The sequence below is a fragment of the Klebsiella sp. BIGb0399 genome, assembly GCF_003752615.1.
Classification (GTDB): domain Bacteria; phylum Pseudomonadota; class Gammaproteobacteria; order Enterobacterales; family Enterobacteriaceae; genus Klebsiella; species Klebsiella lignicola.
The window spans coordinates 79,510-102,637 of record NZ_RKHT01000009.1 but is presented as its reverse complement, the minus strand read 5'-3'; the positions used below and the strand labels follow the sequence as shown (position 1 = coordinate 102,637).

Annotated in this window: 24 protein-coding genes; 12 read left to right on the top strand and 12 right to left on the bottom strand. The window is 54.1% G+C overall.

Features of this window, described 5'->3' with window-relative positions; translation table 11 throughout:
• Positions 1-75: 75 nt before the first annotated feature.
• The 4 genes from EDF82_RS21185 to EDF82_RS21170 are packed head-to-tail and all read left to right on the top strand — an operon-like array spanning position 76 to position 4,047.
• Positions 76-1,029, top strand: a complete 954-nt coding sequence (locus EDF82_RS21185; protein ID WP_123757466.1) for a 2-keto-3-deoxygluconate permease 1 — start codon at positions 76-78, stop codon at positions 1,027-1,029.
• Positions 1,026-2,297 (top strand): four-carbon acid sugar kinase family protein, encoded by a 1,272-nt coding sequence (locus tag EDF82_RS21180; protein WP_123757465.1) that lies wholly within the window; start codon positions 1,026-1,028, stop codon positions 2,295-2,297. The genes EDF82_RS21185 and EDF82_RS21180 overlap by 4 nt, the downstream gene beginning before the upstream one ends.
• The gene (locus EDF82_RS21175; RefSeq protein WP_123757464.1) at positions 2,287-3,270 is read left to right on the top strand and encodes a D-threonate 4-phosphate dehydrogenase; all 984 of its coding nucleotides are present in this window, start codon (positions 2,287-2,289) and stop codon (positions 3,268-3,270) included. The genes EDF82_RS21180 and EDF82_RS21175 overlap by 11 nt, the downstream gene beginning before the upstream one ends.
• Before the next feature lie 9 nt (positions 3,271-3,279).
• Complete coding sequence (locus EDF82_RS21170; protein WP_123757463.1) at positions 3,280-4,047, top strand: DeoR/GlpR family DNA-binding transcription regulator; 768 nt, start codon at positions 3,280-3,282, stop codon at positions 4,045-4,047.
• A 26-nt stretch (positions 4,048-4,073) separates the two neighbouring features.
• Here EDF82_RS21170 and speD read toward each other — a convergent pair whose 3' ends face one another.
• From speD to EDF82_RS21145, 5 genes are all read right to left on the bottom strand, one after another.
• Positions 4,074-4,868 (bottom strand): adenosylmethionine decarboxylase, encoded by a 795-nt coding sequence (speD, locus tag EDF82_RS21165; protein ID WP_123757462.1) that lies wholly within the window; start codon positions 4,866-4,868, stop codon positions 4,074-4,076.
• Positions 4,869-4,882: 14 nt separating this feature from the next.
• A complete protein-coding gene (gene speE, locus EDF82_RS21160) occupies positions 4,883-5,752 on the bottom strand; it encodes a polyamine aminopropyltransferase (protein WP_123757461.1) in 870 nt (289 codons plus the stop codon).
• Between the two features lie 154 nt (positions 5,753-5,906).
• Positions 5,907-7,616 carry an FKBP-type peptidyl-prolyl cis-trans isomerase N-terminal domain-containing protein gene (locus tag EDF82_RS21155; RefSeq protein ID WP_123757460.1) on the bottom strand — a complete coding sequence of 570 codons (1,710 nt, stop codon included), beginning with the start codon at positions 7,614-7,616 and terminating at the stop codon, positions 5,907-5,909.
• On the bottom strand, positions 7,613-8,032 hold the full coding sequence (locus tag EDF82_RS21150; protein ID WP_315970248.1) for a hypothetical protein: 420 nt from the start codon (positions 8,030-8,032) through the stop codon (positions 7,613-7,615). The genes EDF82_RS21155 and EDF82_RS21150 overlap by 4 nt, the downstream gene beginning before the upstream one ends.
• A 365-nt stretch (positions 8,033-8,397) precedes the next feature.
• Positions 8,398-8,745 (bottom strand): YacC family pilotin-like protein, encoded by a 348-nt coding sequence (locus tag EDF82_RS21145; protein ID WP_123757459.1) that lies wholly within the window; start codon positions 8,743-8,745, stop codon positions 8,398-8,400.
• A gap of 145 nt (positions 8,746-8,890) precedes the next feature.
• Between EDF82_RS21145 and cueO the strand changes: the two genes are divergently transcribed.
• From cueO to EDF82_RS21130, 3 genes are all read left to right on the top strand, one after another.
• Positions 8,891-10,492, top strand: a complete 1,602-nt coding sequence (cueO, locus tag EDF82_RS21140; protein ID WP_123757458.1) for a multicopper oxidase CueO — start codon at positions 8,891-8,893, stop codon at positions 10,490-10,492.
• Positions 10,493-10,557: 65 nt separating this feature from the next.
• On the top strand, positions 10,558-10,824 hold the full coding sequence (locus tag EDF82_RS21135; RefSeq protein ID WP_123757457.1) for a type II toxin-antitoxin system ParD family antitoxin: 267 nt from the start codon (positions 10,558-10,560) through the stop codon (positions 10,822-10,824).
• Positions 10,811-11,107: a type II toxin-antitoxin system RelE/ParE family toxin gene (locus EDF82_RS21130; RefSeq protein WP_123757456.1), complete on the top strand. Its 297-nt coding sequence runs from the start codon at positions 10,811-10,813 to the stop codon at positions 11,105-11,107. The genes EDF82_RS21135 and EDF82_RS21130 overlap by 14 nt, the downstream gene beginning before the upstream one ends.
• Before the next feature lie 59 nt (positions 11,108-11,166).
• On the opposite strand, the gene EDF82_RS21125 is transcribed toward EDF82_RS21130, so the two are convergent.
• A complete protein-coding gene (locus EDF82_RS21125; RefSeq protein WP_123757455.1) occupies positions 11,167-13,557 on the bottom strand; it encodes a glucose/quinate/shikimate family membrane-bound PQQ-dependent dehydrogenase in 2,391 nt (796 codons plus the stop codon).
• 203 nt (positions 13,558-13,760) lie between these two features.
• On the opposite strand from EDF82_RS21125, the gene hpt reads away from it, so the two are divergent.
• A complete protein-coding gene (gene hpt, locus EDF82_RS21120) occupies positions 13,761-14,297 on the top strand; it encodes a hypoxanthine phosphoribosyltransferase (RefSeq protein WP_015585135.1) in 537 nt (178 codons plus the stop codon).
• 92 nt (positions 14,298-14,389) lie between these two features.
• Here hpt and can read toward each other — a convergent pair whose 3' ends face one another.
• Positions 14,390-15,052: a carbonate dehydratase gene (gene can / locus EDF82_RS21115; protein WP_123757454.1), complete on the bottom strand. Its 663-nt coding sequence runs from the start codon at positions 15,050-15,052 to the stop codon at positions 14,390-14,392.
• A 106-nt stretch (positions 15,053-15,158) separates the two neighbouring features.
• Between can and EDF82_RS21110 the strand changes: the two genes are divergently transcribed.
• The 4 genes from EDF82_RS21110 to EDF82_RS21095 all read left to right on the top strand — a co-directional run bounded on the left by EDF82_RS21110 (position 15,159) and on the right by EDF82_RS21095 (position 18,730).
• On the top strand, positions 15,159-16,085 hold the full coding sequence (locus tag EDF82_RS21110) for an ABC transporter ATP-binding protein (RefSeq protein WP_123757453.1): 927 nt from the start codon (positions 15,159-15,161) through the stop codon (positions 16,083-16,085).
• Positions 16,082-16,852, top strand: a complete 771-nt coding sequence (locus EDF82_RS21105) for an ABC transporter permease (RefSeq protein ID WP_123757452.1) — start codon at positions 16,082-16,084, stop codon at positions 16,850-16,852. The genes EDF82_RS21110 and EDF82_RS21105 overlap by 4 nt, the downstream gene beginning before the upstream one ends.
• Before the next feature lie 127 nt (positions 16,853-16,979).
• The gene (locus EDF82_RS21100) at positions 16,980-17,420 is read left to right on the top strand and encodes a PTS sugar transporter subunit IIA (protein WP_123757451.1); all 441 of its coding nucleotides are present in this window, start codon (positions 16,980-16,982) and stop codon (positions 17,418-17,420) included.
• A gap of 62 nt (positions 17,421-17,482) precedes the next feature.
• Positions 17,483-18,730 carry a polysaccharide deacetylase family protein gene (locus EDF82_RS21095; protein WP_123757700.1) on the top strand — a complete coding sequence of 416 codons (1,248 nt, stop codon included), beginning with the start codon at positions 17,483-17,485 and terminating at the stop codon, positions 18,728-18,730.
• A 35-nt stretch (positions 18,731-18,765) separates the two neighbouring features.
• Here the strand turns inward: EDF82_RS21095 and panD are convergent, their stop codons facing one another.
• From panD to pcnB, 5 genes are all read right to left on the bottom strand, one after another.
• Positions 18,766-19,146, bottom strand: coding sequence for an aspartate 1-decarboxylase (gene panD, locus EDF82_RS21090; RefSeq protein WP_004858002.1), 381 nt, complete (start codon positions 19,144-19,146; stop codon positions 18,766-18,768).
• 142 nt (positions 19,147-19,288) lie between these two features.
• Positions 19,289-20,143: a pantoate--beta-alanine ligase gene (panC, locus tag EDF82_RS21085; RefSeq protein WP_123757450.1), complete on the bottom strand. Its 855-nt coding sequence runs from the start codon at positions 20,141-20,143 to the stop codon at positions 19,289-19,291.
• A gap of 11 nt (positions 20,144-20,154) precedes the next feature.
• Positions 20,155-20,946 carry a 3-methyl-2-oxobutanoate hydroxymethyltransferase gene (gene panB / locus EDF82_RS21080; protein WP_123757449.1) on the bottom strand — a complete coding sequence of 264 codons (792 nt, stop codon included), beginning with the start codon at positions 20,944-20,946 and terminating at the stop codon, positions 20,155-20,157.
• 226 nt (positions 20,947-21,172) lie between these two features.
• Positions 21,173-21,673: a 2-amino-4-hydroxy-6-hydroxymethyldihydropteridine diphosphokinase gene (gene folK / locus EDF82_RS21070; protein ID WP_123757448.1), complete on the bottom strand. Its 501-nt coding sequence runs from the start codon at positions 21,671-21,673 to the stop codon at positions 21,173-21,175.
• Positions 21,670-23,064, bottom strand: a complete 1,395-nt coding sequence (gene pcnB / locus EDF82_RS21065) for a polynucleotide adenylyltransferase PcnB (protein ID WP_123757447.1) — start codon at positions 23,062-23,064, stop codon at positions 21,670-21,672. The genes folK and pcnB overlap by 4 nt, the downstream gene beginning before the upstream one ends.
• Between the last annotated feature and the right edge of the window lie 64 nt (positions 23,065-23,128).

The window sequence follows — 23,128 nt, the reverse complement described above, 5'->3', positions numbered from 1 at the left end:
TCTGTTGTGGTTTGTTATTGATTAAATATAATCAATATGATTTTATTTAATCACATTGATGACAGGCGGCACGACATGAACATCAAGAAAACAATAGAACGAGTACCTGGCGGCATGATGGTTGTGCCACTGGTTATTGGGGCGATCATCAATACGTTTGCTCCTCAGGCGCTGGAAGTCGGCGGATTTACCACCGCCTTATTTAAGAATGGTGCGGCACCGCTGATTGGCGCATTTTTGCTGTGCATGGGGGCGGGCATCAGCGTCAAAGCCGCCCCTCAGGCGTTGCTACAGGGCGGGACCATCACGCTCACAAAGCTGCTTATCGCGATTGCGTTAGGACTGGGTGTTGAGCATCTTTTTGGCGCCGAGGGGATCTTCGGCCTGAGCGGCGTAGCGATTATTGCGGCTATGAGCAATTCCAACGGCGGGCTCTACGCGGCGCTGGTGGGAGAGTTTGGCAATGAACGCGACGTGGGGGCTATCTCTATTCTGTCGCTGAACGACGGTCCTTTCTTCACCATGATCGCGCTGGGTGCGGCCGGCATGGCCAACATTCCTCTGATGGCGCTGGTTGCGGTACTTATTCCGCTTGTTGTCGGCATGATCCTCGGCAATCTTGACGCCAACATGCGTGATTTTTTGACCAAAGGCGGGCCTCTGCTCATTCCGTTTTTTGCCTTTGCGCTGGGGGCCGGGATCAATCTCGAGATGCTGCTCCAGGGCGGGCTGGCAGGCATCCTCCTCGGGGTTCTGACGACCTTTATTGGCGGGTTTTTTAACATTCGTGCTGACCGGTTGGTGGGCGGAAGCGGTATTGCTGGCGCTGCCGCGTCCAGCACCGCCGGAAATGCGGTGGCCACACCGTTGGCGATCGCTCAGGCCGACCCTTCACTGGCATCCGTTGCCGCAGCGGCAGCACCGCTGATTGCGGCCTCGGTGATCACGACCGCGATCCTGACGCCACTCCTGACTTCCTGGGTGGCAAAAAGGCAGGCACGTCAGCTTGCGGAGGAAAAAAACGCATGAAAATGATCGTTATCGCTGATGATTTTACCGGATCCAATGATACCGGGGTCCAGCTGGCGAAAAAAGGCGCGCGGACGGAAGTGATGCTAAGTGCGGCCCAGAAGCCTTCCCGCCGTGCCGATGTGCTGGTTATTAACACTGAAAGCCGGGCGTTGCCGGCCCCACAAGCCGTAGACATGGTTCAGACGGCGCTGGCTCCCTGGTGTGATACACCAGACGCACCGCTGGTGTACAAAAAGATTGATTCTACTTTTCGGGGCAACGTGGGGGCCGAAGTGGCTGCGGCAATGAAAGCCAGTCGCAGACGTCTCGCGGTCATTGCCGCCGCGATCCCTGCTGCCGGGCGCACGACGCGGGATGGCCAGTGCCTGGTTAACGGTATCCCGCTTGTGGATACCGAATTCGCCAGCGATCCCAAAACGCCGATTATCTCTTCTCGCATTGCCGAGCTGATCGCGTTGCAAAGCCAGATCACTGTTCATGAAGTCCATCTGGAGGAGCTTCGTCGCGGGCGGCTCAGTGCGCTGCTGGAGGCATGGGCCGCGGAAGGCGAGTGCATGGTTGTGGTCGATACACTGGAAGATCGGGATTTGACACTGATTGCGCATGCGATCTGTGAACAAACCCAGATACCGCTGATGGTGGGGGCGGCCGGGCTGGCGAATGCGTTGCCTGGCTGGATGTTTAAACAGGATAAGCTGGCACTGCCCGTGCTGGTGGTGGCGGGATCGATGAGTGAAGCGACGCGCCGACAGGTTGACTATGCGCTCAGCCAGGGGCGAGCAGAGATCGTGGACATCGATGTCTCTCGCCTGGTGTCGCCCTTCTGCACCCAGGAGATGGCCGCGGTAGTGGAACAAGCCTGCGCGCTCCTGAGCCGACAGCGGCATACGATCCTGCGCACCAGCCGCCGGATGGAGGACCGACAGGGCATTGATACTCTGTGTGCCACTACCGGCATGAGCCGCCAGCAGTTGGGCGAGACGCTGAGTCTGCATGTGGGAGAGATAACGTTAAAGATCCTTGAGCAGGCACGCATCGGCGGCCTGTTTTTGACGGGAGGGGATATGGCCACTGCCGTCGCCAGCGCACTGGGTGCTGAAGGTTATCGGATTCAGAGCGAAGTCGCGCCCTGTATTCCCTGCGGCACGTTTATTAACAGTGATATCGACGATCTACCGGTGATCACCAAGGCTGGGGGATTTGGCTCCGATCGTACGTTGTGCGATGCGCTTTATTTTATTGAGGAGATGTACTGTGGGCATTAAGACTGTGGCAATTACAATGGGAGATCCGGCAGGGATTGGGCCGGAAATTATCGTTAAGGCGCTCAGCGAAGATCGGTTAAATGGCGCACCGGTAGTGGTAGTAGGCTGTTTCCAGACGCTGAAGCGACTGCAGGAGAAAGGTCTGGCAGAGGGCGTTGAGTTCTGCGTTATCGACGACGTGGCGGCGGCTCGCTTTACGCCTGGAGTGATCCATGTGATCGATGAACCTCTGGCCGATCCGCAGGCGCTTGAAATTGGTAAGGTGCAGGCGCAGGCAGGCGATCTGGCTTATCGCTGTGTGAAGCGCGCGACGACGCTGGCGCTGAAGGGCGATGTCCACGCGATAGCGACCGCGCCGTTAAATAAAGAGGCGCTGCATCTCGCCGGGCACCATTATCCGGGACACACCGAACTGCTGGCTACGCTGACAGAGACGCGCGACTACGCGATGGTGTTATTTACGGAAAAGCTGAAAGTCATCCATGTCTCGACCCATATTGCGCTGCGTAAATTCCTTGATACGCTGAATACGCCGCGTGTCGAGACGGTCATTGATATTGCGGATACCTTCCTGAAACGCGTTGGTTACCAGCAGCCGAGAATTGCTGTTGCCGGGGTGAACCCTCATGCCGGAGAAAACGGTCTGTTTGGCGACGAAGAGGGACGTTTCCTGGCGCCGGCGATTGCACATGCAAAGGCCAAAGGGATCGCGGTGTTCGGACCCTGTCCACCCGATACCGTGTTTCTGCAGGCTTATGAAGGGCAGTACGATATGGTGGTCGCAATGTATCACGATCAGGGGCATATCCCTTTGAAATTATTGGGCTTCTATGATGGTGTCAATATCACGGCCGGCCTGCCGTTTATCCGCACTTCAGCCGATCACGGGACTGCTTTTGATATCGCCTGGACGGGAAAAGCAAAATCTGAGAGCATGGCGATATCGATAAAACTGGCAATGCAACTGGCGTAATTCCCTGTTATGAAAGGACAACACCGTCTGGATAAAATCGTCGCGTATCTGAAAAGCCATACGCTGGTTACGGTAGAGCAACTGGTTGAGGCGGTAGATGCGTCTGCGGCGACGATCCGACGTGATTTAATAAAGCTGGATGAGCAGGGCGTTATCAGCCGCAGCCATGGCGGCGTTGCGCTACGTCGCTTTGAGCCAGTGCAGCCGACTACGAATGAAAAGCAGTTACGATCGCCCGGCGAAAAAAGGGCGATCGCGCGCTATGCCGCTTCTTTGGTGCATCCCGGAGATGCCGTGGTGCTGGATGCCGGGACCACCATGCTCGAACTGGCGAAGTGCTTAACGCATTTGCCACTGCGGGTGATTACCGTGGATTTGCACATCGCCCTGTTTTTATCTGAATTCAGGCAAATCGAAGTGACCATTGTGGGTGGGCGAATCGACGACAGCAGCCAGTCTTGTATCGGTGAGTATGGCCGCAAAATGTTGCGCAGCGTTTTCCCTGATATCGCGTTTATGAGCTGTAACTCATGGAGCGCGGAAACCGGTGTCACAACGCCGACGGAAGAGAAAGCCGGACTGAAGCAGGAAATCATTGCTAATGCCCAGTGCAAGGTGCTGCTGGCAGACAGCAGCAAATACGGCGCACATTCGCTATTTACCGTAGCGCCGCTGGCTGACTTTAGCGAGGTGGTGACGGACGCCAATCTGCCGCAGTCAGTACAAAGCATGCTAAAAGGGCAGCAGGTGACTCTCAAACTGGTTCAGCCGGAGTAACAGCGCCCGCGAGCGCTGTCATCAGCTCAGATACCCGGGATATTTCTGGCGTAGTAGATTTCGCGCATCTCTTTCCACAGCAGGCTGGTAATGGTCTTGCGCTCTTCCTCGGTCAGGTCTTCTGGCCGGGTGTGGAACATGTAGTGCTTCAGATCGAACTCTTTCAGCAGCATCTTGGTGTGGAAGATGTTTTCCTGATAGACGTTAACATCCACCATGTCATACAGCGCTTTCATATCGTCGGACATGAAATTCTGAATTGAATTGATTTCATGATCGATGAAGTGCTTCATTCCATTGATATCTCGGGTAAAACCGCGAACGCGATAATCAATAGTCACGATGTCAGATTCAAGTTGATGAATCAGATAATTCAGCGCGTTAAGCGGCGAGATCACCCCGCAGGTCGACACTTCAATATCGGCGCGGAAGGTACATAGCCCGCCTTCCGGGTGGCTTTCCGGGTAGGTGTGCACGCAGATATGGCTTTTATCAAGATGGGCAACCACGGCGCTTGGCAGCGGGCCCGGATGCTCGGTCTGATCGATAAGCTGTGGGTCAATGGGCTCTTCACTGACCAGAATGGTGACGCTGGCACCCTGAGGTTCATAATCCTGACGCGCGATGTTCAGAATGTTGGCGCCGATAATCGAGCAGGTCTCTGACAATATTTCGGTCAGGCGGTTGGCGTTATAGAGTTCATCGATATAGGCAATGTAACCATCGCGCTCCTCTGCCGTTTTGGCATAGCAGATATCGTAGATGCAAAAACTCAGGCTCTTGGTGAGGTTGTTAAAGCCATGCAGCTTCAGTTTTTTCAATTTCGTTCACCCCCTTACTTAAGTTCGCTGGCAGCCAGCGTATCCAGCAGATATTGCGGCAAGGCGAAGGCCGCCTTATGAATCGCCGGATTGTAGTAACGACACTTCAGATTCGTTTTGTGAAAACGCGCCTGGATAATCTCATTGGACAGGTGGCGCAAGGCGTCGTTATCCGTCGCCCAGGCGAAGGTCATAATGCCGCCATAGTAGGTCGGGATGGCGGCCTGATAGAAGCTGACATCGCTGAAGTAGTGGCTAAGCTTGCGGTGACTATCGAGGGCTTCATCCTGTTGCAGGAAGCAGACGCCGTTCTGGGCAACAAAAATGCCGCCAGGGTTGAGGCAGCGCTTACAGCCTTCGTAAAAGGCGGAGGTGAACAGGCTTTCACCGGGACCGATGGGGTCGGTACAGTCGGAGATGATCACGTCAAACGTTTGCGTCGTCTGGTTAACAAAATTGACGCCATCGTCAATTACCAGCGTAAACCGCGGATCGTCGTACGCGCCTGCGCTGTGATTAGGCAGGTACTGGCGGCAGAACGAGACCACACCGGCGTCAATTTCCACCATGGTGATGGTTTCGATGGTGCTGTGGCGAGACACTTCACGCAGCATGGCACCGTCGCCACCGCCGATAATGAGCACATGTTTTGCCTGGCCGTGGGCCATCAGGGGCACATGGGTCATCATCTCGTGATAGATAAACTCATCGCGTTCGGTGGTTTGTACCACGCCGTCCAGCGCCATCACGCGGCCAAAGGCGGCGTTCTCAAAAATGATCAAATCCTGGTGATCGGTTTTTTCGTGGTACAGCACCTTATCAACTGCAAAGTACTGACCAAAATGGTCGTGCAGCGTTTCATGCCACAGATTGCTATCGGCCACTGGCAGATCCTCCGTTGTTAACACCCGTTACGCCTGTAGAAATAAGCGCAACATCATAGCCAACTATAGATGAGGATGCACGGTTGGTATTTCAGCAGTGTAAGTCGGGGGAGTACCCTACGCAAAACGCCTCCATTATCAGGAGGCGTCGGGCTCAGGGCTTGTTGGCTGGTGGTTTTTCGGCAGTGGCATCAACTATTCTGACCGTATAGACCATGGTGGCGCCGGGCGGAATTTTGGGTGGAACGCCTTCGCTACCGTAAGCGGCATCGGGAGGGAGCACGATGGTAACAGTGCCATGGTTTTCCAGGCGTTTCATGGGTTCGAGGAGCGATGGTGGATAGGCATTTAATACCTGCGACCAGACTTTTTTCTCTGCTTCCATGTCTTGAATGATGGTTCCATCGATAAGTGCTTCCTTGATTGTTACCGTGACGATATCACTGCCGAGAATCTTGCCCTTACCTGCATAATCAACGCGGCTGTAGATACCGTTTTTAAACTCGACCCCTTTTTGTTTAGCAAACTTCTGCTGATAGGCTTTTCCGTCGCTAATGTTTTGTTTTTCTACCTTATTTTGAATCAAAGAGACTTCTTTTGTCGCATCAATCAGCGCTGTTTTACGTGTGCTTTCATCAAGAGCAAACTTTCCAGAGAAAGAATCAGCGAAACCTTGCAGTACCACATCTTGATTGATTTTCATGCCCTGGGTATTACGCATAGCCAGTATTTCCAGGGCACCATCACCCATAGAGGCACCCAGAGCGTAAGCTTGCTGCTGAGACTTTTGTGTGAGATCGATTCCCGCAGATTTTTTATCCGGTTTGGCATTTGCCTGCGCTGCCTTTAACTGGTTAAGCTCATCCGTTTTGGCTTGCAGGAGCGCTTTATCTTTATCGACCTGAAGCCGAAAGGCTTCATCCTCTTGCGCCACCTTTTTTTTATTAATAACAAATGCATCAAGTTTTGCCGTGAGGGCCTGCGATCCTAACTCTGCGGTCGTTAGCTTAGCCATCAACTCTTTTTTTTCCGCTGTCGCAGTGCTGAGCTGTGCCGTTAGTGTCTGCTGAGCTGCCGTTGCAGTGTTAAGTTTTTCGGTGAGCGTTTGTGTTTGTGCCGTGGCGTTCGTGATTTTCTCGGCGAGGAGCTGTTTTTCTTGCGCCTCAGTCGCGAGTTTTAGCGTCAGAGCTTGCTGATCTGACGTCAGAGTTGCGAATTTCTTAATCTGCGTTTGTTTTTCAACTTCGGTTTTGGCCAGCAGAGCTTCAAGCTTTTGTTTTTCCGCCTCAACAGCAGCCAGGGCTATAGACTGTTTCTGATTTTTATTTTCAGTGGCATCAAGCTTAAGGTTACTCTGTTTCTTATCATTGACCGCTGTGCTTTCTTTTATTATTAGTTGCTGCTTTTCTGCCAGCGCAGTCTCTAATTTACCCTGCAATTGCTTAATTTTATCAGTAAGTTCTTTTTGATTATCAGCGACAGGTATCATCTCAGATGGCCTGGTGGCAAGTTGCTTCTTGAGTTGACGTATTATTTTATCTTTCTGAGCAATGACTGCATTCTGCTGTGAAATGTTTTTTGTTTTCTGTGTGGGTGTATTATTAGTGGTTCTTGTAGTATTACTGTTGGTTTCACTGGTTTTATGTTCAATCGATCTGTCAGCTGATTTTTTTTCCTTTTCTTTTTCCTGTTGCTGCTTAGCAAAAATAAGAAAGGCGGGCCCCGAATTGTCACTGTCAGAGCGGGGAACGACCCCAGTTGTGACATCTTTTTCTGCATAGGCATTAGGCACTAAAAATGATGCCAGCACGGGAGTCATCGCCAGCGCTATCACTTTGAGATTGATGGCTGTTAGTCGGTTCATAAGGGAATGTTTTCACCACGTTTGACAAGGCTATCTATTAGCTCTTTTTCAATGTCAGCACACAGTTTGATTGACTTGAACTGATACATTGAGTCAATCCCTTGCCTGGTCGGTTCAGCAACCTTACCGCGCACAGAATTATATTGTGATGCTGCACCGATTAAAGCGGTAAAGTTATTCCCAAGTAATTCCCCTTGCTTGGGATTAACTTCTTTTAGTGATTCCAATGCTTCGCGGCAGGAATCAATTCGCTCTTGTTCAAGTTCCACGGGTTTCTGTTGGGCTTGTGATTGGTTTAATGTTGCCTCTGATGAGGGCGTTATCACTCTGGCGGATTGTCGGGATGGGTTTGTATTACAACCAACCAATAAAATGATGGTCAGAGGTGCTATACGGATTAGTTGAGATATGTTCAAGTTTATATTCCACTGATAAATAGGTGTTGACATAAAGTATTATCGAGGAATGTTAGCGTGCTAAAAATGAGATTGCAATAAAGTCCGACTGTTTTTTAGACGTGTTGTAAGTTACATAGGACTATTTTTATTTTATATTATTCAGTGTTTGGATGTGAGAGGTATTAATAATTCACTGTTTTAATGGTTTTTTGTTTTTAATTGATTGTGGAGTTTTTATTTGGGTGAAATTAAAGGGTTGGCTATGTATGCATTAGGGTTTTGCCAAACATCAAACGATTAATTCTGATGGGGAACATAAAAAACGGCAATATGGCACTGGCGTCTTCGCTGGTGCCAGTATGACGACAGACTCCATGATTAATTTATTTCACATAAGCGAGCAGGCTCAGTGAATCCCGGGCCAGCGCTTTGCATTTTTTCGTTGTGGAGATTTTGATGCCGCTGAGATCGCGGTAGCTGTCTTCACCGAGCGCTTTCATGTTGAAACTGTCGTAGTTGCTCAGATCCCACTGGTTTTGCTGGGCAAAAAACACCAGCGCCCGACGGATTTGGGTATTGGGAAGGTTCTGGTACCCGCAGTCGTTTTTCAGAAAGACAAATACCGCCGTTAAATCAGCCATATCTTCCGCTTCGGACTCGCTTAACGCATAGCTATTGCTGGAAAGAGTAAGCAGGCTGCCGAGCACTACCGTTCTGAAAAGCGTCTTCATTTTTTTTACCATTGCATCACGGACGCTCAACGTTAGCATACTTCGTTACAGTGCGCAGAGCTTTATTCTTACTCTTCTGCTTGACCTTCCCGTTGGGGGAAGGTTTAAGCTCAAATGTTCACCAGCAGAATAAAAGGATGTGAAAATGCAACGTCGTGAATTTATCAAATTAACCGCTGCAGCCGGCGTATTGAGCGCGCTTCCGCTCTGGAGTCGCTCGGTGTTTGCCGCCAGCCGTCCGGCTCTGCCGGTACCCAATATTTTGACCGCCGACGCACGAAATCGCATCACCTTAACGATCCAGGCCGGAAAGACGCAGTTTGGTCCCCATCAGGCGTCCACCTGGGGTTATAACGGCAATCTGCTGGGGCCGGCGCTGAAACTGAAAAAAGGTGAGGCGGTGACCGTCGACATTCATAACCGCCTGGCGGAAGAAACCACCGTGCACTGGCATGGCCTGGAGGTTCCCGGGGAGGTCGACGGCGGACCGCAGGGGATTATTGCGGCGGGCGCCTCCCGCAGCGTGAGTTTTACTCCCAGCCAGCGGGCCGCGACCTGTTGGTTCCACCCGCATCAGCATGGCAAAACCGGTCATCAGGTTGCTATGGGGCTGGCGGGACTGGTGCTGATATCTGATGAAGAAAGCGAACGACTGCTGCTGCCGAAGCAGTGGGGGATCGATGATGTGCCGGTGATCGTCCAGGACAAGCGTTTTACCGCGGCCGGCGAGATTGACTATCAGCTCGACATCATGAGCGCTGCCGTGGGCTGGTTTGGCGATACGCTGCTGACGAACGGAGCGCTCTACCCGGAACATGCTGCACCGCGCGGCTGGCTGCGTCTGCGCCTGCTTAACGGTTGTAATGCCCGCTCGCTCAATTTCTCCACCAGTGATAACCGACCGATGTACGTTGTCGCCAGCGATGGTGGCCTGCTTGCCGAGCCGGTGAAGGTGAATGAACTGCCGGTGTTAATGGGCGAGCGTTTTGAAGTGCTGATAGATACCCGCGACGGTAAAGCGTTCGATCTGATCACGTTGCCGGTGAGTCAGATGGGGATGGCGATTACGCCGTTCGATAAGCTACAGCCGGTATTACGCATTCAGCCATTGACGGTTCAGGCATCCGGCACGCTTCCGGATTCACTGGTCAGCATGCCCGCGCTACCGTCGCTGGAAGGGCTGACCCAACGCACACTGCAGCTGTCGATGGACCCGATGCTCGACATGATGGGCATGCAGGCGCTGATGCAAAAATATGGCGACCAGGCGATGTCCGGCATGGACCATGGCGGCATGATGGATCACGGCAAAATGGGCAACATGGGACAGATGAATCATGGCGATATGGGGAACATGAAGCATGGCAATATGGGGCAGATGAACCATGGCGCTAAGGGCTTTGATTTCCATAATGCCAACCGGATTAATGGCAAAGCGTTTGATATGAACACGCCGATGTTTGCCGCGACCAAAGGGCAATATGAACGCTGGGTGATTTCAGGCAAAGGCGACATGATGCTGCACCCGTTCCATATTCACGGGACCCAGTTCCGCATTCTGTCGGAAAATGGCGCCGCGCCTGCCGCTCACCGTTCGGGCTGGAAAGATACCGTGCGGGTGGAAGGTGGGGTCAGTGAAGTGTTAGTGAAGTTCGACCATGATGCGCCGAAAGAGCATGCCTATATGGCGCACTGCCACCTGTTGGAACATGAAGACACCGGAATGATGCTCGGGTTTACGGTCTAATGATGGATCTTAGATCTCCTGAGTCGCTATAATGATGTAAGATCAAATCTTACAGTGGGGCAGTTATGGCACGTACAATGACCGTTGACGTAGGTGATGAACTCCGTGAGTTTATTGATTCACTGGTTAAATCTGGTGACTATCGGACTCAGAGTGAGGTGTTGCGAGATGCCTTGCGTTTATTACGTGAAAAGCAGGCAGAATCGCGTCTGCAGGCTTTGCGCGACCTGCTGGCTGAAGGCATCAGTAGCGGTGAAGCCGCCACCTGGAATAAAGATGTTTTTCTGAAGCAGGTGAAAGCGAAAACGCGGATTGCAGATGAAGGAAATTGAGCTAACGCCACGGGCTATAGAAGATCTGGAAACCATCTGGTTTTATAGCTATGAGCAGTTTGGGCCGGCAACAGCTGAGGAATATATTGAAAAAATCTCGGCTGTATTCGGTGTGCTCACTGAGCATCAGATTGGTACGCACAGGCCGGAACTGGGTAATGATATGCATTCCCTACCTGTAGAAAAACATGTGATTTTCTTTGTTCCGTCTCAAACGGTTATCACAGTTATCCGTATTCTCAGCCAGGCTCAAGATGTACTCCGCCATTCTCCCTGGCGCTGAACGGCACAATAAAAAAGGCCCGGATTATTATCCGGGCCTTTTGCGTTTGACGTCAGTGCTTATTTCGCATCGTCAGGCAGTGCATAAGCGACAATATAGTCGCCCATCTTCGTACCGAACGAGCCGTGACCGCCGGCGGAGATGACAACATACTGCTTGCCATTCACTTCATAGGTCATCGGTGTTGCCTGGCCGCCAGCCGGCAGGCGGGCCTGCCACAGTTTCTCACCGTTGCTCATGTTGTATGCGCGCAGGTAGTTGTCGGCGGTGGCGCCAATAAACAGCACGTTGCCAGCGGTGGAGATCGGGCCGCCCAGCATTGGCATGCCGAGGTTAAACGGCAGCTGGACAGGCATCGGGAACGGCAGACTGTCCTGCGGGGTACCGATACGTTTTTTCCACACCACTTCGTTGGTTTTCAGATCCAGCGCTGAGATATAGCCCCACGCCGGCTGTTTGCACGGCAGGCCAAACGGCGACAGGAAAGCATTAAGGGTGACGCCGAACGGCACGCCGTACTGCGGCTGGATGCCGGATTCAGTACCCGAGCCTTTGGCGTCTTTCGGCGGTTCCATCGGGTTGCCTGGGCCGCGTGGGATCAGTTTTGAGACGAACGGCAGCGCCATCGGGTTAGCAATCGCCACCTGACGGTTCGGATCGACGGAAATACCACCCCATTCAAACATCCCCAGGTTACCCGGGAACACCAGGGTGCCCTGTTCAGACGGCGGAGTGAAGATGCCTTCATAACGCAGCTGGTGGAAGATCACGCGGCACACCAGTTGGTCGAACATGGTGGCGCCCCACATATCCGCACCGGTCAGATCTTTCTTCGGACGGAAGCTCAGGTCGGAGAACGGCTGCGTTTTCGAGACGTAATCGCCTTTCGCGGCACCCTGCGGAACCGGTTTTTCCGGCGCCGGGACGACCAGCTCGCCATTACGACGGTCGAGGACGAAAATATTACCGGTCTTCGCTGGCGCGTAGATTACCGGAACGGTTTTGCCGTTAACGTCGATATCCGCCAGCGTCGGCTGGGACGGCATATCCATGTCCCACAGGTCGTGGTGAACGGTCTGATAGCTCCAGGCCAGTTTACCGGTTGTCGCATTCAGCGCCACGATAGAGCTGGCGTAGCGTTCCTGTTCCGGCGTACGGTTGCCGCCCCAGATATCCGGAGTGGTGACGCCCATCGGCAGGTACACCAGATCCAGCTTCGCATCATAGGCCGCCGGTGCCCACGAGTTCGGTGAGTTCAGCGTAAAGTGGTGTTCATCATCCGGAATAGCGTTTGGATCTTTCGCGCCCGGATCGAACACCCACATCAGCTTACCGGTGTTGACATCGAAGCCACGAATGACGCCTGACGGCTCGCGGGTAGAGAAGTTATCGGTCACCGCACCGGCAATGATAATGGTGGTGTCGGTCACGATCGGCGGAGATGTTGGTTCGTACATCCCCGGCGTGGTCACCGGCATATTGGTCTGCAGGTTGAGGATCCCTTTGTTGGCAAAGGATTCGCACAGCTGACCGTTGTCGGCGTTAATGGCGAACAGACGACCATCATTGACCGGCAGAATGATACGGCGCGGGCAGTTAGCGACGACGTCAGCCGGCGCGCTGTCTGCTTTTGCTTCGTGGTAAGAGACGCCACGGCAGGTCACGTGCTGGAACGACGGGTCGGAATTCAGCTGCGGATCAAAGTGCCATTTCTCTTTACCGGTGGCGGCATCAAGCGCGAACAGACGCTGGTGAGCAGTACACAGGTACAGCATGTTGCCCACTTTAATCGGCGTCACTTCGTTGGTGATTTCGCCCGGATCGTTCGGCTGCTTCAGGTCGCCGGTGCGGAATACCCAGGCTTCCTTCAGGTTTTTCACGTTATCGGCGTTGATCTGCTTCAGCGGCGAGAAACGCTGGCCTTCCTGATTACGACCGTATGCCGGCCAGTCGCTATCAGCCACAGCGGAAATCGGTGCGGCAGGGGTGGCGTCGGCACTCAGGGTACCGTTCACTTCCTGAGGATCATTGAACGCCGCCCAGGTCAGGATACCGCCGCTGATCAGCAGAGCGACAACCAGACCGGCAACCGCGCCGCCAGACGGGAACGGCAAACGACGCCAGACAAAAGGCAGAATCAGCCAGATGCCGAAGAACACCAGGATATCGCTGCGAGGTGTCAGCGCCCAGAAGTCAAAGCCGACTTCCCAGACGCCCCAGAGCATGGTGGCGAGCAGCAGTGCGGCATACAGCCAAAGTGCTGAACGCTTACCGCGCAGGAGTTTCACGGTAACGGCCAGCATCACCAGGCCGGCGATGGGGTAGTACCAGGAACCGCCAATCGCCGCCAGCCAGACTCCACCAATGAGAAGATACAGGCCACAGAATGCAGCAAAGAGCGCCGTCAGTGTCACGAGTAATCGTGATTGTTGAGATTTTGTTTCTGCCATAGAAAGAGACTCGCTTGTTTGTTAATTTTTTAAGTGCAATTAATTATAGGATTTAACAAGTGTGATCGGAATCACAAAATGGGCTTTATTATTCCCTGCATCGGATATTTCTTTTTACTGGTATACTGCATAGCTTGCCGGTCAACGTCGGTGCGCTCGCAGCGGCTTTGATGATTTATCCTAAGAATCAAATGGTTAGTTTTATGAAACATACTGTAGAAGTGATGATCCCGGAAGCCGAGATCAAAGCGCGTATCGCCGAACTGGGTCGTCAAATCAACGAATGCTATAAAGACAGCGGCAGTGAAATGGTGCTGGTGGGGCTGCTGCGCGGCTCATTTATGTTTATGGCCGACCTGTGCCGTGAAGTTCAGGTCCCGCACGAAGTCGATTTTATGACCGCCTCCAGCTACGGTAGCGGCATGTCGACCACCCGTGATGTGAAAATCCTGAAAGATCTGGATGAAGACATTCGTGGCAAAGATGTACTGATTGTCGAAGACATCATCGACTCCGGTAACACGCTCTCGAAAGTGCGCGAAATTCTCAGCCTGCGCGAGCCGAAATCACTGGCGATTTGTACTTTGCTGGATAAACCAAGCCGCCGCGAAGTGAATGTCCCGGTTGAGTTCGTTGGTTTTGCGATTCCGGATGAGTTCGTGGTGGGCTACGGTATTGACTACGCTCAGCGCTATCGCCATCTGCCGTATGTTGGCAAAGTGGTGCTGCTGGACGAATAATCGTTTACCTGACCCCGGTCGCTGGCATGACGCATCGCCGGGGTTTCCCGGCGTGACGTGACGGTCGGCGCCGGGGGCTAAAAGCGGGCAGGTTACTTGTGGTTGACGTGTTTGATTTTGAGGTTAGAAATCCCATGTCGGTAACGCTGCTCGAGGGTTTCACGGCTGACGGCGGTAACATCAAGATCGCGTAACAGCCCGTCGTGAATACCGTAAGCCCAGCCGTGGATTGTCACTTTCTGACCGCGCTTCCATGCCGACTGCATAATGGTCGAATGCCCCAGGTTATAGACCTGCTCCATCACGTTCAGCTCACATAATGTATCCAGCCGACGATCTTCCGGCATTTCACCCAGCAGCGAACTGTGCTTGAACCAGATATCGCGGATATGCAGCAGCCAGTTATCGATAAGCCCTAACTCGGTGTTATCAATCGCCGACTGTACGCCGCCGCAGCCGTAGTGGCCGCAGATAATGATATGCTCGACTTCCAGCACGTCGACGGCATACTGCACCACGGACAGACAGTTCAGGTCGGTATGAATCACCAGATTGGCGACGTTACGATGGACGAACAGTTCGCCAGGCTCGAGGCCGGTTAACCGTTCAGCGGGAACACGACTGTCAGAACATCCAATCCACAGAAAGCGTGGCTTCTGCGCTTGTGACAATTTTGCGAAAAAGCCAGGGTCTTCTTCCACCAGCATTTTTGACCATAGTGCATTATTGCTGATGAGTGTATCTATATCGTTCATGGACGTTCACGGCCTGTAACCAAGTAAGTGCGTTGGGCTAATATAGGTTAACCTTACTTTTTTTAAAACAACCCATCGCGTGTCATCACGCGAGAAGAGAAATTTAATGACCATTGCTCTTGAACTAAAACAGCTCACCAAGACCTACCCCGGCGGGGTTCAGGCGCTTCGGGGGATTGATCTGCAGGTAGAGGCGGGGGATTTTTATGCGCTGCTTGGTCCAAATGGCGCGGGGAAATCGACCACTATCGGCATCATCAGCTCGTTGGTGAATAAAACCTCCGGTCAGGTCAACGTGTTTGGCTACGACCTGCAAAAGGACGTGGTGAATGCCAAGCGCCAGCTCGGGCTGGTGCCGCAGGAGTTTAACTTCAACCCGTTTGAAACCGTCCAGCAGATCGTCGTTAACCAGGCCGGTTACTATGGCGTCGAGCGTAAAGACGCGCTGCTGAGAAGCGAAAAGTACCTTAAACAGCTCGATCTGTGGGAAAAACGCAACGAACGTGCGCGGATGTTGTCTGGCGGGATGAAGCGCCGTCTGATGATTGCCCGTGCGCTGATGCATGAACCGAAACTGTTGATTCTCGATGAACCGACCGCCGGCGTGGATATTGAACTTCGCCGCTCGATGTGGGGGTTCCTCAAGGATCTGAACGATAAAGGCACCACCATTATCCTCACCACCCACTACCTGGAAGAGGCGGAGATGCTGTGCCGCAATATCGGGATTATTCAGCGCGGTGAGCTGGTGGAAAACACCTCGATGAAGGCACTGTTGTCCAAGCTGAAATCAGAAACCTTTATCCTCGACCTGGCGCCGAAAAGCCCGCTGCCGACGCTGGAAGGCTACCAGTATCGCCTGGTGGATACCTCAACACTGGAAGTGGAAGTGCTGCGTGAGCAGGGGATCAACAGCGTCTTTGCCCAGCTGAGCGCTCAGGGCATTCAGGTATTAAGTATGCGTAACAAAGCCAACCGTCTGGAAGAGCTGTTTGTCACGCTGGTGCATGACCGGAAAGGAGAATCAGCATGATGCAGCTTTACTGGGTCGCGCTGAAAAGCATCTGGACCAAAGAAATTCACCGCTTTATGCGCATCTGGATCCAGACGCTGGTGCCGCCGGTGATCACCATGACCCTCTATTTTGTCATTTTCGGCAACCTGATTGGCTCACGGATCGGCGAAATGCATGGCTTCACCTATATGCAGTTTATCGTACCGGGTCTGATCATGATGGCGGTGATCACCAACGCCTATGCCAACGTGGCCTCCTCCTTCTTCAGCGCAAAGTTCCAGCGCAACATTGAAGAGCTGCTGGTGGCGCCGGTGCCAACACACGTGGTCATTGCCGGCTACGTGGGCGGTGGCGTTGCCCGTGGGCTGTGCGTGGGGATTCTGGTGACTGCGATATCGCTGTTCTTCGTACCGTTCCAGGTCCACTCGTGGTTGTTTGTGGGGCTGACGCTGGTGTTGACCGCGGTGCTGTTCTCGCTGGCGGGTTTGCTGAACGCCGTGTTTGCCAAGACCTTTGACGATATCAGCCTGATCCCGACCTTCGTGCTGACGCCGCTGACCTATCTTGGCGGGGTGTTCTACTCCCTGACCCTGCTGCCGCCGTTCTGGCAGGCGCTGTCGCACCTGAACCCGATTGTCTACATGATCAGCGGGTTCCGCTACGGCTTCCTGGGGATCAACGATGTGCCGCTGATCACCACCTTTGGCGTGCTGGTGGTCTTTATCATCGCGTTTTATGTGCTGTGCTGGTATCTGATCCAGCGCGGACGCGGCCTGCGTAGCTAGCCGTCTCTTCTCATTAGCGCTTCACGCTGCGATCAGGTGAAGCGCTATCCGCTAATCTTGACAGCCATCACTCATCTGCTTTATTCCGTTTGCTACAGTATTTCCCTGCTAAGTAAGGAGACTGTCGATGCTAGGTTGGGTGATTACCTGTCATGACGAGAAAGCACAGGAATGGCTGGATCGTCTGGAAAAAAAGTTTGGGCCGCTGGCGCAATGCCGGGCGGTTAATTATTGGCGTAATTTGAGCAGCAACATGCTGAGCCGGATGATGTGCGATGCATTGCACGCTACGGACAGCGGCGACGGCGTGATTTTCCTGACCGATAAAACCGGTGAAGCTCCTTATCGCATCGCCGCGCTGATGAGCCACAAACATACCCACTGCGAAGTGATCTCCGGCATCAGCTATTCATTGCTGGAGCGAATGTATCTTCTGCGTACCACCCTGAGCAGCGAAGCCTTTCGCGAGACTATCGTGAGCAGCGGAGGGCCGGTGGTCAGTAGCCTCTGGCACCAACAGCAAAAAAATCCACCTTTTCGTCTGCTGCATGACGCCTTCGGGAATTAAGCGTTGGTATTGATGCCGCTTTTGTTACAATGGCGGCTGATTTCTTCACCGGCCCGCCATGCATGTTTGCCCGCATTTTTGCTCTGTTCTTGTTGCTGACGTCGGTCAGCGCCTCCGCCAGCCTGTTAAGCCAGCAGGGTTCTCCTGCACATTATATGCAAACCACCGAAGATGCGATTATCTGGGCGCAGGTCGGCAATGATGTGGTGAGCGTCGGCAATATTCGCGGCGGGCAAATTATCGCGGTGGTGCCGACGGCGGCCGATTATTATGAATTTAACTTCGGCTTCGGCACCGGCTTTATTGATAAAGGCCATCTCGAGCCTGTGCAGGGTAAGCAGCGGGTGGAGGATAACCTCGGCGATCTACATAAACCGCTGAGTAACCAGAATCTGCTGACCTGGAAAGATACCCCGGTCTACGATGCGCCGTCCGCCGGTAGCGCGCCGTTCGGCACGCTGGCAAATAATATCCGTTACCCGGTGATCGGCAAGCTGAAAGACCGTCTGAATCAGACCTGGTTTCAGATCCGCATCGGCAACCGCCTGGCGTGGATCAGCAGCCTGGATGCCCAGGAAGATCGCGGTATTCCGGTACTGACCTATCACCATATTCTGCGCGACGAAGAGAACAGCCGTTTTCGCCATACCTCCACTACGACCTCGGTCCGGGCCTTTAGCAACCAGATGACCTGGCTGCGCGATCGGGGCTACACCACGTTAAATATGTATCAGCTGGAAGGCTACCTGCGGAACAAAATCAATCTGCCGGCCCGCGCGGTGGTGATTACCTTTGATGATGGTCTGAAGTCGGTGAACCGCTACGCCTACCCGATTCTGAAGCAATACGGCTTCCACGCGACGGCATTTATTATCTCGTCACGCATCAAGCGCCATCCGCAAAAATGGGACCCGAAATCACTGCAGTTTATGAGCATTTCCGAACTGCGCCAGATTCAGGACGTCTTTGATATTCAGTCGCACACCCATTTCCTGCACCGGGTTGATGCCCAGCGTCATCCCATTTTGCTGAGCCGCAGCTATCACAATATCCTGTTCGATTTTGAACATTCCCGGCGCGCGCTGTCGCAATTTAATCCGCACGTGCTTTATCTCTCTTATCCTTTCGGTGGCTACAACGCGACGGCGATCCAGGCGGCAAACGACGCTGGTTTTCATATGGCGGTCACCACGGTGAGAGGGAAAATTAAGCCGGGGGATAATCCGTTCTTACTGAAAAGGCTCTATATCTTGCGTACGGATTCGCTGGAGAGGATGTCGCGGCTGATCAGCAACCAGCCGCAGGGATAACCCGAAGCCCCGTTGAACCGGGGCCTGGAGAGGGTTCAGGCAACCTGAACCGGAATAGCTTTGGCCTGGCGCTTCATTTCGTTGTCGCCTTCGAAATAGGCGACTTTCGGCTGCCAGCGGCGAGCTTCTTCATCAGGCATGGTGACGAAGCTGGCGATGATCAGAATATCTCCAACGCTTGCGCAGTGCGCGGCGGCGCCGTTCACCGAGATGATTCTGGAGCCACGTTCTGCCGCAATGGCGTAGGTGGAGAAACGGTTGCCATTGGTCACGTTCCAGATGTGGATCGCTTCGTTCTCAAGAATGCCGGAAGCATCGAGAAAATCCTGGTCAATGGCGCAAGAACCTTCATAGTGCAGGTCTGCCTGCGTGACTTTAACGCGGTGGAGTTTACCCTGCAGCATATTACGAATCATGATATCTACCTTTATTCCCGTGGTGCATCAACGTGCGCTGGTCGTCTGGATGCGTCAGGGGTTATACCTTAACGATACGAAGCGGATTTAACACCCGCCTGGCGTAAATGCCCGGCAATATTGCCAGATTTTTAACCCTTGTCTACTGGCTCAGCGCCACGATGTGGTTATCGATCAACCGCGCCTGGCCCAGCCACGCCGCCATCAGGATCACCGCGTTTTTGCTGGTCTCCGTCAGCTCCAGTAGCGTATCCGCATCGCGGATCTGGATATCGTCAGCGCGGAAGCCTTTCTCGTTCAGCTCCTGCCCGGCAAGGGTGATGATTTCATCGAGGTTACGGTCGCCGGCGGCAAGTTTGTCGGCCACGGTGCTCAGCACCTTGTACAGACCCGGCGCAATCTTACGCTGTTCCGCGGTGAGGTAGCCGTTGCGTGAGCTCAGCGCTAAACCATCTTTGGCGCGAATAATCGGTACACCGATGATGTCGATGTCGTAGCCCATATCGGCCACCATTTTACGGATCAGCGCCAGCTGCTGGAAATCCTTCTCGCCGAAGCAGGCGATGTCCGGCTGAATCAGGTTAAACAGTTTGCTGACGATGGTCGATACACCACGGAAGTGGCCCGGACGGCTGGCGCCTTCCAGCATGGTCGACAGGCCGGGAACATCGACATAGGTCTGGCTTTCGGTGCCGTTGGGATAGATCTCTGCGACTGCCGGGGCGAAAACGAAATCCACCTTACGCTTGTTCAGCTTTTCGCAATCATCCTGCAGCGTACGCGGGTAGCGCTGCAGATCCTCGGGGCGGTCAAACTGCATCGGGTTGACGAAAATACTGACCACCACGACATCCGCGCTGGCTTTCGCTTTATCCACCAGCTGCATATGGCCGTCATGGAGATTGCCCATGGTAGGCACCAGCGCGATACGCTTGCCTTCCTGACGTAAGCGGCGGATATGCTGGCGCAGCAGCGGCAGAGATTCAATAATCAACACAACAAGACTCCTTAATGGAAACTGTGTTCTTCGCCCGGATAGACGCCGGACTCCACTTCGGCAATATACTGCCGCACGGCGGCGCGCATGTCGCCCGCTTCAGCGAGGAAATTTTTCGCAAATTTCGGGATATGGCCGCCGGTAATGCCGAAGGCGTCATGCATGACGAGGATCTGCCCGTCGGTCACGTTGCCTGCGCCAATACCGATGACCGGAATGGTTAAGGCTTCGGTGATCCGCTGCGCCAGCGCCACCGGGACGCACTCAAGAACCAGCAGCTGCGCACCGGCCGCTTCTAAGGCCAGTGCGTCTTCAAACAGCGACTGAGCCGCATCGCCGCGACCCTGCACCTTATAGCCGCCAAAGATGTTGACCGACTGCGGCGTCAGGCCCAGATGACCACAGACCGGGACCGCACGTTGCGCCAGCATTTTCACGGTATCCGCCAGCCATGCGCCGCCTTCCAGTTTGACCATGTTGGCCCCGGCACGCATCACCAGAGCGGCGTTGGCAAAGGTCTGTTCCGGCGTGGCATAGGCCATAAACGGCAGGTCAGCGAGCAGCAGACAGTGCGGCGCGCCACGACGGACAGCCTGAGTGTGATAGGCAATGTCTTCCACGGTCACCGGTAAAGTCGAGTCGTGCCCTTGTACCGTCATACCCAGCGAGTCGCCTACCAGCATCACGTTGATCCCTTCATCGGCAAACAGCTTCGCAAAACTGTAGTCATAGGCGGTGATGGTGGCGAAGCGCTGCTTCTCCTGTTTGCATTTCTGCAGCAGGGCGATAGTGGTCGGTTTCATAACGTTTCCTGATGATGAAAGTCATTTTAACCGGCATTCTAACAGTCGCATTGAAGGGGGCAATGGTTTTATACCCGTCATACTTCGGGTTGCATGAGCGTTGGCTTTCCTCACTCACCCCAGTCACTTACTGATGTAAGCTCCTGGGGATTCCCTGCGTCGCCGCCTGCCTGCAACTCGAATTATTTAGGGTATAGGCAACCGATTACCCCGATAGCCAGAATGGTTAAGCCTGGGAAGAGGGGAGTGACCAGATAGCCGGCTTGTCGGCGGCGAGATTTTCCAGCACCTGACGCAGGGCGGTGCCGTCCGGGAAACGGAGCGTCGGGGCAATTTCGAACAGCGGCCACAGCATAAAACCACGGTTTTTCATGTCGTAATGCGGCACCGTCAGGCGTTCGGTGTTGATGACCGCATCGCCGAACAGCATGATATCGAGGTCCAGCGTGCGCGGCCCCCAGCGTTCGGCTTTGCGCTCGCGACCCTGCTGCAGCTCAATGCGCTGAGTATGATCCAGCAAGGCTTCCGCCTGGAGTTCTGTCTCCAGCGCGACGGCGGCATTGAGGTAATCAGGCTGATCCTGCGGTCCCAGCGGCGGGGTGCGGTAAAAAGAAGAGGTGGCAATCACCCGGCTGTCGGGAATCGCCGCAAGGGCCGCAACGGCAGCATTTACCTGCTCCAGAGGAGAGGCCAGATTGCTGCCGATGGCGATGTAGACGCGGGTCACGCGTTGCCCTGGCGCGGTGCGCGCTTGCGTGGACGACGATGACGACGGCGCGGTGCCGGCTCGTCATCAAGATCGTTCAGCATATCTTTTTGATCTGGTGGCGCAGCCACCTGGAACTCGCCCCACCATTTGGTCAGACGCTGAAGTTCGTTATTCTTTTCGGCGCCGGCACGCAGCTCAAGCAGATCGTAGGCCGCGCGGAATTTTGGATGCTCCATCAGCTTCCAGGCGCGTTTGCCCTGGCGACGGGACATGCGCAGCTGCAGCTGCCAGATATCGCGCACCAGCGTGGTGATCCGCTTCGGAATCGCCAGCGTACGGCAGGCTTCATCCAGCACATCGTTCATTGCCAGCGCGAAGGCGTCGTTGTAAGCCAGACCGCTTTCCTGGGTAATTTTCTGCGCCATTTCCAGCAGCGGATACCAGAACATCACGGCGAACAGGAATGCCGGGTTAACGCGCATGTCGTTATGGATGCGGTTATCGGTATTCTTCAGCACCTGGGAAATGATGTGTTCCATCGGGCTATCGCCGCGCTCGGTGAAGTAGCGGGTGATGGTCGGGAACAGCGGCTGGAACAGGTTATATTCACGCAACAGCATGTAGGTGTCATAACCGTAACCGGCCTGCAGCAGCTTCAGCACTTCTTCGAACAGACGCGCCGGAGGCACATCGTGAAGCAGCGCGGCAAGGCGCGGTATCGGCTCTGCGGTATCGGCGCTAATGCTCATGTTGAGCTTGGCGGCAAAGCGCACCGCGCGCAGCATGCGGACCGGGTCTTCGCGATAGCGGGTTTCCGGATCGCCAATCAGGCGAATCACGCCGTCTTGCAGATCTTTCATGCCGCCGACGTAGTCGCGCACGGTAAAATCGGCCACGCTGTAATACAGGCTGTTGATGGTGAAGTCGCGACGCTGGGCATCTTCCTCAATGGAGCCGAAGATGTTGTCACGCAGCAGCATGCCGTTCTGGCCGCGCTGGGAGGTCACACGATCGGTAGTGTGGCCTTCATGGTGGCCGCGGAAGGTGGCGACTTCAATGATTTCCGGCCCGAACATCACGTGCGCCAGGCGGAAGCGACGGCCGACCAGGCGGCAGTTGCGGAACAGTTTACGAACCTGATCCGGCGTTGCGCTGGTGGTGACGTCAAAATCTTTTGGTTTTTTGCCTAACAGAAGGTCACGTACGCCACCGCCGACGAGATAGGCTTCGTAGCCCGCCTTGTTCAGTCGATAGAGCACCTTGAGGGCATTATCACTGATATCTTTGCGGGAAATTGCATGCTGTTCACGCGGGATAACCGTCATATGCGTTTGTTCAACGGCGGCTTCTGCCTCGCGCTCCTCACGGCTTAGCACCTTGCGGCAAAAATTAGCGACTCGGGTAAAAATGTTGCACCTCGTAGTGTCAGACGGACTTCAGATCAAAATATTACTCTAGGCATTTCGGGTTGCA